15 protein-coding genes are annotated in these 14,042 nt (G+C 66.5%); 10 read left to right on the forward strand and 5 right to left on the reverse strand.

Features of this window, described 5'->3' with window-relative positions; genetic code table 11:
- Positions 1-159: 159 nt before the first annotated feature.
- Both ACSS7Z_RS03380 and ACSS7Z_RS03385 read right to left on the reverse strand, forming a co-directional pair.
- Positions 160-1,143: an o-succinylbenzoate synthase gene (locus ACSS7Z_RS03380; protein ID WP_438253069.1), complete on the reverse strand. Its 984-nt coding sequence runs from the start codon at positions 1,141-1,143 to the stop codon at positions 160-162.
- Positions 1,144-1,258: 115 nt separating this feature from the next.
- Positions 1,259-2,278, reverse strand: a complete 1,020-nt coding sequence (locus ACSS7Z_RS03385; RefSeq protein ID WP_438253070.1) for a GNAT family N-acetyltransferase — start codon at positions 2,276-2,278, stop codon at positions 1,259-1,261.
- An 85-nt stretch (positions 2,279-2,363) separates the two neighbouring features.
- Here ACSS7Z_RS03385 and ACSS7Z_RS03390 point away from each other — a divergent pair, with 85 nt between their 5' ends.
- The 10 genes from ACSS7Z_RS03390 (at position 2,364) to ACSS7Z_RS03435 (ending at position 11,845) form a co-directional block, all read left to right on the forward strand.
- Positions 2,364-2,711: a PadR family transcriptional regulator gene (locus tag ACSS7Z_RS03390; protein WP_438253071.1), complete on the forward strand. Its 348-nt coding sequence runs from the start codon at positions 2,364-2,366 to the stop codon at positions 2,709-2,711.
- Position 2,712: 1 nt separating this feature from the next.
- Positions 2,713-3,666, forward strand: coding sequence for a permease prefix domain 1-containing protein (locus tag ACSS7Z_RS03395; protein WP_438253072.1), 954 nt, complete (start codon positions 2,713-2,715; stop codon positions 3,664-3,666).
- A gap of 9 nt (positions 3,667-3,675) precedes the next feature.
- Positions 3,676-4,575 (forward strand): 1,4-dihydroxy-2-naphthoyl-CoA synthase, encoded by a 900-nt coding sequence (locus tag ACSS7Z_RS03400; RefSeq protein ID WP_438253073.1) that lies wholly within the window; start codon positions 3,676-3,678, stop codon positions 4,573-4,575.
- 32 nt (positions 4,576-4,607) lie between these two features.
- On the forward strand, positions 4,608-5,780 hold the full coding sequence (locus ACSS7Z_RS03405; protein ID WP_438253074.1) for an AMP-binding protein: 1,173 nt from the start codon (positions 4,608-4,610) through the stop codon (positions 5,778-5,780).
- A 118-nt stretch (positions 5,781-5,898) separates the two neighbouring features.
- Positions 5,899-6,690, forward strand: a complete 792-nt coding sequence (locus ACSS7Z_RS03410; RefSeq protein ID WP_438253075.1) for a class I SAM-dependent methyltransferase — start codon at positions 5,899-5,901, stop codon at positions 6,688-6,690.
- 136 nt (positions 6,691-6,826) lie between these two features.
- Positions 6,827-8,050: a sensor histidine kinase gene (locus ACSS7Z_RS03415; protein ID WP_438253076.1), complete on the forward strand. Its 1,224-nt coding sequence runs from the start codon at positions 6,827-6,829 to the stop codon at positions 8,048-8,050.
- Entirely contained in the window at positions 8,047-8,688 is a 642-nt protein-coding gene (locus ACSS7Z_RS03420) for a response regulator (RefSeq protein WP_438253077.1), read from the forward strand. The genes ACSS7Z_RS03415 and ACSS7Z_RS03420 overlap by 4 nt, the downstream gene beginning before the upstream one ends.
- 156 nt (positions 8,689-8,844) lie before the next feature.
- Positions 8,845-9,606 (forward strand): ABC transporter ATP-binding protein, encoded by a 762-nt coding sequence (locus ACSS7Z_RS03425; RefSeq protein ID WP_438253078.1) that lies wholly within the window; start codon positions 8,845-8,847, stop codon positions 9,604-9,606.
- Positions 9,603-11,063, forward strand: a complete 1,461-nt coding sequence (locus ACSS7Z_RS03430; RefSeq protein ID WP_438253079.1) for an ABC transporter permease — start codon at positions 9,603-9,605, stop codon at positions 11,061-11,063. Before ACSS7Z_RS03425 ends, ACSS7Z_RS03430 begins: the two co-directional genes overlap by 4 nt.
- 116 nt (positions 11,064-11,179) lie before the next feature.
- Positions 11,180-11,845 carry a 2-phosphosulfolactate phosphatase gene (locus ACSS7Z_RS03435; RefSeq protein ID WP_438253081.1) on the forward strand — a complete coding sequence of 222 codons (666 nt, stop codon included), beginning with the start codon at positions 11,180-11,182 and terminating at the stop codon, positions 11,843-11,845.
- A 9-nt stretch (positions 11,846-11,854) separates the two neighbouring features.
- Here the strand turns inward: ACSS7Z_RS03435 and ACSS7Z_RS03440 are convergent, their stop codons facing one another.
- The 3 genes from ACSS7Z_RS03440 to ACSS7Z_RS03450 all read right to left on the reverse strand — a co-directional run bounded on the left by ACSS7Z_RS03440 (position 11,855) and on the right by ACSS7Z_RS03450 (position 13,865).
- Positions 11,855-12,343 carry a SprT-like domain-containing protein gene (locus tag ACSS7Z_RS03440; protein ID WP_438253082.1) on the reverse strand — a complete coding sequence of 163 codons (489 nt, stop codon included), beginning with the start codon at positions 12,341-12,343 and terminating at the stop codon, positions 11,855-11,857.
- Positions 12,344-12,389: 46 nt separating this feature from the next.
- On the reverse strand, positions 12,390-12,917 hold the full coding sequence (locus tag ACSS7Z_RS03445; protein ID WP_438253084.1) for a hypothetical protein: 528 nt from the start codon (positions 12,915-12,917) through the stop codon (positions 12,390-12,392).
- Between the two features lie 81 nt (positions 12,918-12,998).
- Positions 12,999-13,865 (reverse strand): spermidine synthase, encoded by an 867-nt coding sequence (locus ACSS7Z_RS03450; RefSeq protein ID WP_438253085.1) that lies wholly within the window; start codon positions 13,863-13,865, stop codon positions 12,999-13,001.
- Positions 13,866-14,042: the final 177 nt, after the last annotated feature.

The raw sequence follows: 14,042 nt of genomic DNA on the forward strand, positions 1-14,042 counted from the left end.
GCAACGGCAAACCCCGCGGCTTCATGAACCGTTACCCATCTCCTGAGACAGAAACCGTCACCAATGTTCTGAGACAAGAACCGTCACCGAAGACCTGAGACATCACACATGAGACAGGTCGAACTGCGACGTTTCTCGTGCTGTAAGACGTTTCTCGCGTCAGTTGGCGGATGCTGCGAGCCGCGCGTGGCAGCGAGTCAGGCGTTCGAGCCACCACTCGCGACGGTCCGCGGATGCCGCGAGCCTGTCGAGCCGCGATGCATCGGGAGTGACGCGGCCCACCGGGATCGCTCCGTCGACAGGTGTGCGGTCGGCGACGTCCTCGACGAACAGTGCACCGGTGCCCAGGCCGCAGTCGAAGTCGAGCTGGGGGAGTGCGGCGGCAAGGGTCGCGCCCTGGCTGAGGCCGACTGCTGTATCCAATGCGCTGGAGACCACTGCCGGAAGACCCGCTTCGGCGACGATGTCCAGCGCTCGGCGAATGCCGCCGAGGGGTTGTGCCTTGATGACGATCAGGTCGGCGGCGCCTGCGCGGGCCACAGCGATCGGGTCCTGCGCCTTGCGGATGCTCTCGTCGGCGGCGATCGGAATGCCCATGTACTTCACGCGGCGGCGCACTTCGGCCAGCTCGTCGATGCTCGCGCACGGCTGTTCGGCGTACTCGAGGTCGAATTCGGCGAGAGCATGCAGGGCCCGTTCTGCCTCGTCCACGTTCCAGGCGGCGTTGGCGTCGATGCGCACGCGTCCTTCGGGCCCGAGCGTTTCGCGCACGGCCTGCACGCGGGCAATGTCGTCACTCAGGTGCTGGCCGGGCTCTGCGACCTTCACCTTGGCGGTGCGGCATCCGGGGAAACGTGCCAGCACGTCGGCAACGCGGTCGGCGGCGACGGCGGGCACCGTGGCATTGACCGGGATCCGGTCGCGCAGCGGCGCTGGCTGCGCATTCCAGGCGTAGTCGATCGCTGCGGCGAGCCAGACGGATGCCTCGGCATCCGCATATTCGAGGAACGGGGAGAACTCCGCCCAGCCCTCAGGCCCCTCCAGTAGTAGCGCTTCGCGTACGTCCACTCCACGAAAGCGCGTGGTCATCGGCAATGCGACGACGCGGGCGGTACCGAGCAACTCTGCGAGCGGGACGTTCATGTCCCCATCATGCACTCGCGGAGTGCCGAATCCCAGATGCAGAGTGCTCAGCACGGCGTGTCATACGGCCGACACGCCGTGGCACCGCGGGCCTGTCTGGGAATTGGGATGCCAGTCAGGTCAAACGTTTTTGGAGTTCGCCCAGGCGTTCGGAGGGGGCGAAGCCCAGGCGGGTGTTGATGGCGAGCATGTGCTCGTTCACGCCGGCGTTGTATGTGTACACCGCCGCGGTCTCCGGAGAGTGGGCCTGCAGCATCCGCAGGTTCGCAAGCTTCACCGCAGTGCCGAGTCGGTTTCCGCGGGCATCGCGGTGCACGAGCGTGCCCCACTGGTACGCGTTCCCATCGCCTCCGGACACGACGATTTGCGTGAAAGCGGCGACTCGGCCGTCGGCATCCAGCGCGATCGTGCCGTAGCTGGTGCGATTCTGCTGCGCCAGCAAGGCTTCGGTCGCGCGCACATCTGCGACGTCCGCGGTGCGCGCTTCGATCTCGAGCGCACCAATCGGCGCCTCTGTTTCGACCGCGGCATCCAACGCTGCCCAGCCCGCGACGACTTCCTCCGGCACAGCCCCGACCCATGATTGCAGTGTGTACCCGGCGGAGTGCCCGGATGCCTCGGCATCGAGCCCATCGAGTAGCGCAGCGTCGACGGGCAGTCGGAGCCGGCTCTGCACGTCGCCGAGCGCCAGCGCGTATCCGTGCCGTCGGGCGAACTCACGGCCGGGGATTCCGGTGCCGTCCTCGCCCGCGGCATATGGCCAGGAGGTCTCACTGTTCAGGATGCTGCGCCCGGCGGCTTGTGCGTCGCCTTCTAGCAGTGTCAGTACGGCGCTACCGATCCCGCGTCGTCGCAGCGCCGGTGCGACATGCACGCCGAGCTCGGCGCTGTGCACGTTGTCGCGCTGGGGCAGTGCGAGCCGCGCGGATGCGGCGACATCGCCGTCGAGGTGCGCAAGGTAGGCGCGCCGCTCGATCGTGTCGGTGCGCTGCTGCAGTTCGAGTCGAGATTCCTCGAGTGTCCACACCGGGGTGTCCTGGCCGCGATCAGCGCGCTCCGCGGCCGCGTAGATCTCCCACCAGATGTCCACGGCATCGTTGTCGAAAGGGTCGATTCGGGTGAGGTGCACAGGCATGTGATCGACGTTAGTCGATCGGATCAGGGCCTGAATAATAATGTGGCATTGACTATAGTGTGTGAGGCACAGTAATGTGATCGACATGAGTGAGACGCTGGATACGCATCTGCAGGAACTGCGGCGCGGCACTGTCGTGCTTGCGTGTCTGCAGTTGCTGCGGAGTCCCGGGTACGGCTACGCGCTGCTCGAGGAACTCGTGCGTCGCGGCTTCGCCACCGATGCGAACACGCTGTACCCCCTGCTTCGCCGGCTCGAGAAGCAGGAGTACCTCACCAGCGAGTGGAACACCGACGAGGCCAGGCCCCGCAAGTTCTACCGCACCTCAGAGGCGGGCATCCGGCTCGCTGACACGCTCACCCAGGATTGGCTCGCGCTCACTGCCGCGATCGCCACGCTCACCTCCACATCTTCAGACACCGAGGAGCACTGAAATGACCGCCACACTCACCGAGCGGTACATCGCTGCCGTCACGAAAACTTTGAACCCCACCGCACGGGACGACGTGCGCGTCGAGCTCGAGGCATCCATCGCGGATGCCGTCGATGCGCGTCTCGAGCAGGGGCAAACACAAGAGGATGCCGAGCGCACAGTGCTCACCGAGCTGGGCGATCCGGCTGCGCTCGCCGCGGGCTTCGCCGATCGGCCGCTGCACCTGATCGGTCCGCGCTACTACCTCACCTGGTGGCGCCTGCTGAAGCTGCTGCTGATCATTGTTCCGGTATCGGTGGCTGGCGCAGTCGCGCTCGGTCAGGCGATCGCGGGCGGGAACATCGGTGAGACCATCGGCTCGGCCATTGGAATCGGGCTGAGCGTCGCCGTGCACATCGCATTCTGGGTGACGCTGGTGTTCGCCGTGCTGGAGCGCACAGGGGCAGACACCGGGGTGCGCTGGGACGTGGACCAGCTCCCGGATCCGCAGGTGAAGGAGGCGCCACGCACTGAACTCATCACCTCCCTGGCCTACCTGGTGATCGTGACCGGCGCGGTGCTCTGGGATCACTTCCGCGGATTCTTTCCCACCGGCGGCGAGCCCATCGCGATCCTCAACCCCGAGCTGTGGCCGTGGTGGATCGGAGGACTCTTCGTGCTCTTGGCCGCCGAAGTCGTGCTCGCCATCGCTGTGTACGGGAATAAGAGCTGGAACCGCGGCCTCGCGATCTTCAACACTGCACTCGCCGTGCTTTTCGTGAGCTGGTGGCTGACGCTGCTCGGTCGGGGCGATCTCATCAATCCCGAGTTCATCGACTTCGCGTTCACCGGAGCAGTGGACGAAGACGCGCTGCGCATCCTCGCAATCCTGACCGGTTTTGCGGCTGTCGGAATCGCCGTGTGGGACAGCATCGACGGCTGGCGCAAGGCGCGTCGCACAGCGGCCCAGGCATAGGCTGGACTCATGGTCTCCGATCTCTTCGACCCGGCCGAATGGGTGCTCGCGCCCGGCGCCGAGGACTACACCGACATCACCGCGCACGTCTCCGTCGACGGCGGCGTCGCCCGCATCGCGTTCAACCGTCCGGAGGTGCGCAACGCGTTCCGCCCGCACACGGTCGACGAGCTGTACCGGGCACTCGACATCGCCCGCCAGGACCCAAAGATCGGCGCCGTGCTGCTCACCGGCAACGGCCCGAGCGCGAAGGACGGCGGCTGGGCGTTCTGCTCCGGTGGCGACCAGCGCATCCGTGGCCGTGACGGATACAAGTACTCCGAGGACGAGACTGCGGTCGCCAACCCGGCTCGCGCCGGACGCTTGCACATTCTCGAGGTGCAGCGCCTGATCCGCTTCATGCCGAAGGTAGTCATCGCTGTGATCCCCGGGTGGGCGGCCGGTGGCGGTCACTCGCTGCACATCGTCTGCGACCTGTCGGTTGCCTCTGCCGAGCACGGCAAGTTCAAGCAGACGGATGCCGACGTCGGCAGCTTCGACGCCGGCTATGGCTCGGCCTACATGGCGCGTCAGACCGGGCAGAAGATCGCGCGCGAGGTGTTCTTCCTCGCCGAGGAGTACTCCGCGCAGCGTGCCTATGAGATGGGTGCGGTCAACCGTGTCGTGCCGCACGAGGATCTGGAACGTGAAGCACTGAAGATGGCGCGCACGGTGCTGACGAAGTCGCCCACGGCGATCCGCATGCTGAAGTTCGCGTTCAATGCTGTCGATGACGGAATGATGGGGCAGCAGGTGTTCGCCGGCGAGGCGACGCGTCTGGCCTATGGCACCGATGAGGCTGTTGAAGGCCGCGACTCCTTCCTCGAGAAGCGCGACCCCGATTGGTCCCCTTTCCCGTACCACTTCTGACCACCCCGCACACGGCTCGCGAGACTTCACTTATGTCCCAGATTGACCCCGAGAACAGTACATACGCGAAGTCTCGCGCGCTGATTTCGACGGATGGGGAAGATCCACTTGCCTTGTTGGGTGCGCTGAGGGGGGCACTGGACGGCGGGCCGGCTCTCGGGCTCGGGATGCTGGGCGATCGGCCAGCCACCGTCGCTGACGGCACGGCCGCGGTGATCGGTACCTCAGGATCAAGTGGCATCCCCAAACGAGTGGTCGTGAGTGCCGAAGCGTTGCGTGCCAGCGCCGAAGCGACTGCGAGCCGGATCGGGACCGGCCGCTGGCTGCTCGCTCTTCCCGCGGGATACGTCGCGGGGCTCCAAGTGTTGGTCCGATCAATTCTCTCGGGCACGACACCAGCGACGCTGGACGGCGGATTCTCGCCTCGATCCTTCGCCGAGGCGACGCTGCCAATGCTTCGTACCGGCACCGAGCAGCTGTTTACTTCGCTCGTGCCCGCTCAGGTGTCGACACTTCTCGAAGCGGCGCAGGAAGACACGACAGTACTCGCCGCTCTCCAGGCATACCAGGCGATTCTCGTCGGCGGACAGGCGCTGCCTGAGCCCGTGCGCGAGCGCGCAGCGGGGATGGGCGCTCGTCTTGTCCGCACCTACGGTTCGTCCGAGACGAGTGGTGGATGCGTGTACGACGGCATCCCGTTGGAAACCGTTGCTGTGAGAGAGGTTGAGGGGGAGCTGCGCATCGCCGGCCCCATGCTCGCTGATGGATACCTCGGCGACCCCGGCCTCACATCGCGGACGTTCGTGCGCGATGAGCACGGCATCCGCTGGTATCGCACTGGCGACCTCGGCATCGTCGAGGACGGCGTCGTGCGCGTGCACGGCCGGGCCGACAATGTGATCGTCTCCGGCGGCGTCAACATTTCGCTCGATCGTGTTGAACGGCTGGTTCGCAGCATCCCGGGGCTCACCGGTGCCGTGGCTGTCGGCGTCGAGGACGAGCGGTGGGGCGAAGCATCTGTAATCGTTGCCGCGCGGGGGCCGGCGCTGCGCCGCAGCGAGGCCGAGCAGCTCGAGCATGCGCGCGAGGTCGTCGCTGCAGAGCTGGGCAAGCCTGCGCGTCCCGCCAGGCTTCTCATCGTCGACGAGATTGCCACCTTGGCATCCGGCAAGCCCGACCGCGAGGCCGTCCGCCGCCTGCTCTAAAAACCCCTTGCGAGTGGGCGTTTGTGGCTCCACTTTTGCCGGAAATGCAGCCACGCGCGCCCACTCGCAAGGGGCGCAAGGGGCGCAAGGGGCGCAGGGGGCGTGGGATGCTGGAGGGATGGCGAACTACACCCACGGACACCACGAGTCTGTGCTGCGCTCGCACAGCAACCGGACGATCGCGAACTCGGCGGAGTACCTTCGCCCGCACCTGAATGCTGATGCGCGACTTCTCGACGTCGGTGCGGGACCGGGCACGATCACGGTCGAGTTCGCACATCACGTCGCGCACGTCACCGCGACCGAGATCGGCCCGGCCGAGCTGGCACTCTCGCAGAAACTCGCCGCAGAGTCGGGCGTGGCGAACATCGACTTCTCGATCGAAGACGTGCACGCGCTGAGCTTCGCTGACAACTCTTTCGACATCGTGCACACGCACCAGGTGCTGCAGCACGTGGCTGATCCGGTGCAGGCGCTGCGCGAGATGCGACGGATCACGAAGCCCGGCGGAATCGTCGCTGCGCGCGACGCCGATTATGCCGGCTTCGTCTGGTTTCCGCTGCTGCCCGAACTCGATGAGTGGCTGCGGCTGTACCGGGCTGCGGCGCGCGCGAACGGCGGGGAGCCGGATGCCGGACGCCGACTACTCTCGTGGGCTCGGGCTGCGGGGTTCGAACAGGTGACGGCGACAGCATCCACCTGGTGTTATGCGACGCCTGAGGAGCGCGCGTGGTGGGGCGGTATGTGGGCCGACCGCATTCTCGAGTCGGCGCTCGCACGCCAACTTGTCGATAGCGGGATGGCGACCGGCGCAGACCTCCAGCGCATCAGTACCGCGTGGCGTGCCTGGGCGGACGACGGCGACGGCTGGTATCTCCTCCCGCACGGCGAGATCCTCGCACGCGCCTGAGCGCCGCCCGCGCCCTCCCCATCCGCGAAACTTCACGTGTGTCGCTAAAAAGGGCGCTGCGCGTGACATACGTGAAGTTTCGCGGATACATCTTCCGGCGGATGCCGGGGCACGGTGCCTCGCGTAGCGTGAGAGGGTGATCCGACCGCTGTCTCGCACCTCGCTCGTCCTCGACGTCGTCGGGTCGTTCGTGCTGTTCGCGATACTGACACTGACATCGCTGGCGTTCTACGGGTCCGGAAACCTCAGCACGACAATGACTGAGGCCGTCGGCGTCATCGCCCTGGTCATCGCAGGGGTGCTGCAGTTTGGCGCGGTCGCGATCGGACGACTTGCTCCCGGAATCGCGCTCATCGCAGCCTGGGCCGGCGCGATCGTGCAATTGGCGGGTGGACTCGGCCCACTGCCGATCAACCTTGCGATCCTGGGTGTGCTGTACGCGACGGCCGCGTGGGGCACGACGCGTGTCTTCTGGGCGGGGCTTGCCTCATCGTTCGTCGGCGGCATCGTCGCTGCCGCGCAGATCGCGTTCGTCCTCGGCGGGTTCACCGCGACCGGATTCGCCAGCGCGGTGGCCACGTTTGTCCTTGTAGCGATCATGAGCATCCTTGCGCTCGGCTCGCCCTGGCTCGGAGGCTTCGGGTGGCGTATGGTGCTGCGCTGGCGCACCAGCCGCGAAGCACAGTCGGTCGCCGAGCTCTCTGCAGCGGAAGAACAGGAACGGGTGCGCATCGCACGCGACATGCACGACATCGTCGCGCATTCGCTGGCGGTGATTGTGGCTCAGTCTGACGGGGCTCGCTATGCCGCAGCATCCGATCCTGGCGTGGCCACCGAGGCGCTCGGCACGATTGCGCAGACGGCCCGAGGGGCACTGTCCGACGTGCGGATGCTGCTGACACAACTCCGCCACCGCCAGGGTGATGGCCCGCAACCGACCCTCGCCGACCTCGAACAGCTTTTCGAGCATGTGCGCCAGGCGGGTGTTGAGCCGCGCGTCACCGTTGATCCGATGCCACCGGGCGAGCCGCCCGGGGCGATTCAGCTCGCGGTGTATCGCATTCTGCAAGAGGCATTGACGAATGCGATCAGGCATGGTGCGGGCGGCGCGCAGGCCGTTGTGGATGTGCGCCTGGCCTGGATGCCGGACCGAGTCGACTTCGAAGTGCGCAACGCTGTCACCGCGGATGCGACGCAGTCAGTGCCGGGCGGGCACGGCCTGGTCGGCATGCGTGAACGCGCGCAACTCATCGGCGGTTCCCTCACCGCTGCGCGCGAGAGCGATGAATTCGTGGTGTGTGGGTCGCTGCCGATCGGAACAGCATCCGATGCTCTTGTAATTTCGGAGGAGAATGAATGATCCGCGTAATGCTCGTCGATGATCAGGCACTGTTTCGTGCCGGCATCCGGATGCTGGTTTCCTCGCAACCAGACATGGAAGTCGTCGCCGAGGCGGGCAATGGGCAAGAAGCGCTCGCCGCGGTGACCGGATCACGGCCGGATGTCGTCCTGATGGATATCCGGATGCCGGTGATGGACGGACTCACCGCCACCGCTGAGATCCTGAAGAAGTCGGATGCGCCCCGGGTTGTGATGCTCACCACTTTCGATCTCGATGAGGCGGCCGCCAGAGCGATCCGTCAGGGCGCCAGCGGGTTCTTGCTGAAAGACGCTGATCCGGAGTTTCTCCTGGCGGCGATCCGCACCGTTCATTCCGGGTCGAGCGTGATCGCAGCATCCGCCACTCGTGAGCTGTTCGCGCACTTCACAGAGCAGGCAAAGCCGGTGCCGGCGCAGTTCGCGGCTCTCACCGACCGCGAGCGGGAGATCTTCGCACTCGCTGCCCGCGGTCTGTCGAACGCCGAGATCGCCGGGCGGGAGTTCCTCAGCGAGGCCACGGTGAAAACGCACATCAGTCGTATCCTCACCAAACTCGCCCTGCGCGACCGCGTGCAGCTGGTCGTCTTCGCGTTCGAGCACGGACTGACCACCCCCTGACACACCCCCACACCCCCCCCGCGAAACTTCACGTATGTCACCAAATTCCGCGATATTGCGGACATAAGTGAAGTCTCGCGGATCATCCTTGGGATGTACACGGATGCTCCGTACGGGCGATGTGTCATGGCATCCGCTCTTCGTAACGTCGTAGGTATGGAGATCACAACCACCGACCTCGGGCTCGCTGCCCGCGTGCAGCACCTCACCAAGTCGTACGGCTCAGGAGCCGGAGCCGTCACCGCACTCGATGACGTCAGCGTCGGCATCCGGCGCGGACAGTTCACCGCGATCATGGGGCCGTCCGGCTCGGGAAAGTCCACCCTCATGCACATCATGGCGGGGTTGGATGCGCCGACTGCTGGGCGCGCGTGGATCGGCGACACCGACATCACCGGCCTCAGCGACCTCGACCTGACGATTCTGCGCCGCCGGCGTGTGGGCTTCATCTTCCAAGCGTTCAACCTCGTGCCCACCCTCGACGCTCTTGGAAACATCATGCTGCCGTTCGAGCTCGACGGCCGGCGACCCAGCGCGATCGAGAAAGCGCGCATCGACGGGCTTGTCGACCGGCTCGGGCTGGCGACCCGGTTGACCCACCGCCCGCACGAGCTCTCCGGCGGACAGCAGCAGCGCGTCGCCATCGCTCGCGCGCTCGCTACGGCCCCTGACCTCGTCTTCGCCGATGAGCCGACCGGCAATCTCGACTCGCGCTCGGGGCGTGAGGTGCTGCAATTGCTGGCAACCGCCAGCCGCGAGCAGGGACAGTCGATCGCCATGGTCACTCATGATGCGATCGCCGCCAGTCACGCCGACCGGGTGCTTTTCCTCGGCGATGGCCGCATCGTCGCCGACCACCCGCGTCAGAGCGCCGAGCAGATCGCGTCGTACATGCTGGCGGCCGAGGTAGCAGTATGAGCGCCGTGGCGACGTTCGTTCCGGAGTCGACGGCCACTGGTCCGCGGTTCGGTTGGCTGCGCGACCGGGGGATGGGCGCCAGCATTCTGGTCGCGGCGCTTTCATCGGCGTTCGGCGTCGTGCTGGTCGAAGCGACCGCCTACATCGGCGCAATGCTGAAGTCCGACCCCTACATCGGCGACAGCGGCACACTCGCAGCGGTCGTCACAATCCTCAGCGTGCTGCTGGTCGGCGTGGCTCTCTATGTCGCGGCCATCGTCACGGCGAACACCTTCTCGACGATCATCGCCGGACGCACCCGACGCATCGCGCTGATGCGGCTGATCGGGGCCAGCGCGCGCTCGCAGCGGGCAGAAGTGGCACAGCAGGGCCTTGTCGTCGGCGTGATCGGTGCGGTGCAGGGGCTGATCGTGGGCCTCCTGCTCGCGGCAGCCGGGGTCTATCTTGCCGAAAATTTCCTGGGCCCCGTCTCCGACTTCACGATGACGCAGCCGACGATCCTCATTCCGGCTGTCGGTGTCGTGCTGACGACTTGGGCCGCCGCATGGGTCGGATCTCGCCGCGTGCTGGCTGTGACGCCGTTGCAGGCGATTGCCGGTTCCGTCGAGCGCTCACATGCGGATGCTGCGGCACGGCCGGCCCGTCACGTCGGGGCGCTGGTGCTGCTCGTCGTGGGTGCGGTGCTGCTCGCGCTGGGCGTCCTGGCGGGGCTGGTCACTCCGCTCGGTGTGATCGTGTCGTTCCTCGGCGGGCTGTTGTCGTTCACCGGATTGTCGGTGGGCGCGGTGCTCATCATGCCGCCGGCGCTGCGCATCGTCGGGCGGCTTTTTGGCCGCTCCGCGACGGCGAAGCTCGCCGCGGAGAACGCGTTGCGCTACCCGGAGCGTTCCAGCCGCATGGCCATCGGCGTGGTGATGGGCGTCACTCTGGTGACGATGTTTGCTGTCGCACTCGAGTCGGTGGAGGTGCTGCTCACGAAAGCGGCCGGTGGTGAGCTCGACTCTGACTTCTCGATGATCATGGACAGCTTCGGCACGATCATGATGGTGCTGGTCGGAATCTCGGCGGTGATCGCCGGAGTGGGGTTGGTGAACCTGCTGACGATCGGCGTCGTGCAGCGTCGGCGCGAGCTCGGGCTGCTTCGCGCGGTTGGTCTGTCCAACCGTCAGGTGCGGCAGATGATCCTGCTCGAGGCACTGCACATCACAATCACGGCGACGGCGACGGGGCTGCTGCTCGGCATCGCCTACGGATGGATCGCGGCGCAGTCGCTGCTCGGCTCGGTGCAGATGCCGCCGGACTTCGACCAAGCTGCGGGACTCGTGGCACCCGCCGTGCCATGGCTGCCGATTGCGGTGATCGTGGTGGCAACGGGGATGCTGACGCTCATCGCCGCAGCGACCCCCACCCGCCTCGCGACTCGCGTCGCCCCGGTCGAGGCGCTCGCCGTCGATTGAGCGGGTGCGCGCGCCAGGCGCGCGCCAGGGCCGGTGCCGGGGCCGGTGCCGGGGCCGGCGCCAGGGCCGGTGCCACTGCCACGGCTCGGTCATGGGGAATCTTCTAGGCTAGGCACATGTCGCACCCCTTCGATCAGTCGTCGTTTCAGGTCCGTTTCGACTGGGGAATCGCCGGACTCGAGCGGCTGGCCGCGGCCGACGTCGTGGTCGTGGTCGACGTGCTGCGGTTCTCCTCGTCGGTGACGGATGCCGTGGCATCCGGGCAATCCATCGAACTCGCCGATGCACGGCAGTGGTCGCCGAACGGGGCCGCCGTCGCCGCGGCCGCGCAGGGTGCCACCGTCCTGCTCGGGTCGCTGCGCAACGCTTCGGCCGTTGCGCGCGCGGTGCTCGAGATCCAGAATCGCCGTCAGATGCGAACCTCGGTGAACGTGATCGCCGCTGGCGAGCGAACGGATGCCGGTGACCTCCGCTTCGCCGTCGAAGACCAGCTGGGAGCCGGAACCATCATCTCCGCGCTCAGCGATCTCGGCGCAGATCACACCTCACCGGAAGCGGCCGCAGCGTGCGAATCCGCGCGCGGACTGCGCCGGGCCATGCGGCATCTGCTCACGGCCTCGGGATCGGCTAAAGAACTCGCAGCGGGGGTCGGGGGAGCAGTGGCGACCGAGCGAATGATCGCGGCGGGGATCGTTCCGACCGAGCCGAAGGCGGCAGCCGAAATCGATGCGACAGACGCCGTGCCCGTGCTCAACGGGGGCAAGTTCATCACGTTCCGGTAGGGCGACGAGTCAGCGCGGTGTCTGAGCGGCGAGCTTCGTCGCCGGGCTGATCTCGCGACGAACCCACTCGAACGCGAACCGCGCGTCGAACGCCCGCGAACACTTGGCGCATGAGGTCGGCCGGCCAGGGCGGCGATGACGATAGGTCACGTGGCCGGTCGGACACGTTCCGACCCACGGTGCGAGCTCCTCGGCCGTTTCGCCGTGGTGCGTGGTGCCGCCGACGTAGCCGAGGTCACGGGCGATGCGTTTCCACTTCGCCCCGTGCGCGGCCTTGTGCCCGGCGAGGGCATGAGCGACCTCGTGCAGCAGCACCTGGTGGATTTCGTCGTCGTCGAAACGTGCCGCGAGATAGCGCGACACAGTGATCTTCTTCGCCCCGAAATCGCACTGCCCGGCACGGCGCTTGGCATGGTCGAAGCCGAAGGACCAGGTCTCGTCGAGGTGCATCCGAATCAGCGCCTCGCCCCAGACGCGCACACGGTTCAGGTCCGCCATGCGCCCAGCGTAAAACATCCCGCAGACATTCGGGGCGACCCGGTGGTCAGGGGAAGACGAGCTGTCCGCTGCGGCGCTTCTCTGCAGCCTCGATCGCCAGCAGCGCGGTTTCCAGCTCGGGGTCGGCAGCACCGGCCTCGCGGCGCAGGAACAGCGCCTGCTTGAAGCTGTCCCGAGCCTGGTCGAAGTCGCCGGCATCGTAGGCATTCTTGCCGTGATGCTGGTACGCGAATGCCGCGATCGATGCCCAGCCCTGTCCTTCGGCTTCAGACGCGCAGGTTGCCAATTCCTGCTCCGCGGCAGCATACGCGCCGCGGTACTGCAGAATCGTCGCGTGCAGCACACGGGAACGCAGTACGTCCTTTCGAGTCCCCGCCATGCGTGCGACCCGGACGGACTCGTCCGAGAGGTGCAGCGCCTCATCCAGACGGTCGAGAACCTTCAACAGCCAGACGCGCTCAAGCAGCGCCGGCAGGCTCCGTTGAGCTTCGATCTCAGACAGTCGGGCAGCGCATTCGACCTGGTCGACCTGTTCCCGAAGAGTGTCTGGGTCGTAACCCTTGATGTAACCCATTGTGCTCTCCTCTCGCAGCGCTTGTCCTAGTCTGCCTGTCATTGCGCAGGAGGGGCCGCTGGCGCGCCCCGGAAGGGCATTTCAGCGCAGGAACAGCGATGCATCCGGCTTCGGGGATGCCACAGCATCCGCGTCTGTGACGATGTGGGCGCCCTTCGCGAAGGCCGCGATCTCGGCGCCCTGAGCGATCTTCGCCGGATGGGGACCAGCAGCCAGCATCCGGGGCAGCCACTCGGTGGGCAGGGGAGAGGCGGATGCTGCGATGACCAGGTTCCCGAACCGGCGCCCCTTGAGCACCTGCGTATCGGCGAGCAGTGCGACCTCCGGAAGGGCGGTGGCGATTGTGGCGACCTGCCGTCTTGCGAAGGCGAGACCGGGGCCATCGGCGACGTTGACCAGCAGCACCCCTGATGGCGCGAGGAGGGTGCGGAGCTCCGTGTAGAACTCGACGCTGGTCAAGTGTGCTGGTGTCTGTGCGCCGGAGTAGACGTCAGAGACGACCAGATCGCACACACCGGTCAGCGCAGGTGGGAGCTTACGCGCGCCCTCCCGCGCATCGCCGATGCGCACGCGGATCGACGCGTCGCGCGGCAGGGGAAGATGCTCGCGAACGAGAGCTGCGAGTGGGGCTTCCAGTTCGATCACCTGCTGACGAGAACCCGGCCGGGTCGCAGCGATGTAGCGCGGAATGGTCAGCGCTCCGGCGCCGAGATGTACGGCTGTCAGGGCTGCGCCCGGGGACGTGAGCTGATCGATGACGGCACCCATGCGCACGATGTACTCGAAGTGCAGATGCGTCGGGTCGTCGAGATCGACATGCGACTGCGGGGTGTCGTCGACGATGAGTTCGAATCCGCTGGTGAACTCCGACGGGATGATCCGCGCGATGCCGCCGTGGTCCAGATGGGCCTGAGGATGCTCGGTGTCTTTTGTGCGCGTTCTACCCATGGGAACGAGCCTACGGTGCGACGGTCGTCCGCGCGGAGGCGCAAGCGTTACCCAGCCGATACCAGATCGAAACACGGAAGCGTTTGGATAACTGGAGCGTGCTGGGTAGCGTCAGATCATCACCGTGATGGGGCGACGACGCCCTAGCACGCGCAACGAAGCGCCCACAGGGAAGGT

Origin of the sequence: Microbacterium wangyouchuni (assembly GCF_051546305.1) — a bacterium.
In the GTDB taxonomy this organism is placed as follows: Bacteria; Actinomycetota; Actinomycetes; order Actinomycetales; family Microbacteriaceae; genus Microbacterium.

Bases quoted from the DNA above. Each gene is read 5' to 3' on its own strand.
- ACSS7Z_RS03450 (WP_438253085.1), bottom strand. From the start codon at position 13,865: ATGGGTAGAACGCGCACAAAAGACACCGAGCATCCTCAGGCCCATCTG.
- ACSS7Z_RS03380 (WP_438253069.1), bottom strand. From the start codon at position 1,143: ATGAACGTCCCGCTCGCAGAGTTGCTCGGTACCGCCCGCGTCGTCGCA.
- ACSS7Z_RS03430 (WP_438253079.1), top strand. From the start codon at position 9,603: ATGAGCGCCGTGGCGACGTTCGTTCCGGAGTCGACGGCCACTGGTCCG.
- ACSS7Z_RS03445 (WP_438253084.1), bottom strand. From the start codon at position 12,917: ATGGGTTACATCAAGGGTTACGACCCAGACACTCTTCGGGAACAGGTC.
- ACSS7Z_RS03440 (WP_438253082.1), bottom strand. From the start codon at position 12,343: ATGGCGGACCTGAACCGTGTGCGCGTCTGGGGCGAGGCGCTGATTCGG.
- ACSS7Z_RS03410 (WP_438253075.1), top strand. From the start codon at position 5,899: ATGGCGAACTACACCCACGGACACCACGAGTCTGTGCTGCGCTCGCAC.
- ACSS7Z_RS03400 (WP_438253073.1), top strand. From the start codon at position 3,676: ATGGTCTCCGATCTCTTCGACCCGGCCGAATGGGTGCTCGCGCCCGGC.
- ACSS7Z_RS03425 (WP_438253078.1), top strand. From the start codon at position 8,845: ATGGAGATCACAACCACCGACCTCGGGCTCGCTGCCCGCGTGCAGCAC.
- ACSS7Z_RS03385 (WP_438253070.1), bottom strand. From the start codon at position 2,278: ATGCCTGTGCACCTCACCCGAATCGACCCTTTCGACAACGATGCCGTG.
- ACSS7Z_RS03405 (WP_438253074.1), top strand. From the start codon at position 4,608: ATGTCCCAGATTGACCCCGAGAACAGTACATACGCGAAGTCTCGCGCG.
- ACSS7Z_RS03390 (WP_438253071.1), top strand. From the start codon at position 2,364: ATGAGTGAGACGCTGGATACGCATCTGCAGGAACTGCGGCGCGGCACT.
- ACSS7Z_RS03395 (WP_438253072.1), top strand. From the start codon at position 2,713: ATGACCGCCACACTCACCGAGCGGTACATCGCTGCCGTCACGAAAACT.
- ACSS7Z_RS03435 (WP_438253081.1), top strand. From the start codon at position 11,180: ATGTCGCACCCCTTCGATCAGTCGTCGTTTCAGGTCCGTTTCGACTGG.
- ACSS7Z_RS03420 (WP_438253077.1), top strand. From the start codon at position 8,047: ATGATCCGCGTAATGCTCGTCGATGATCAGGCACTGTTTCGTGCCGGC.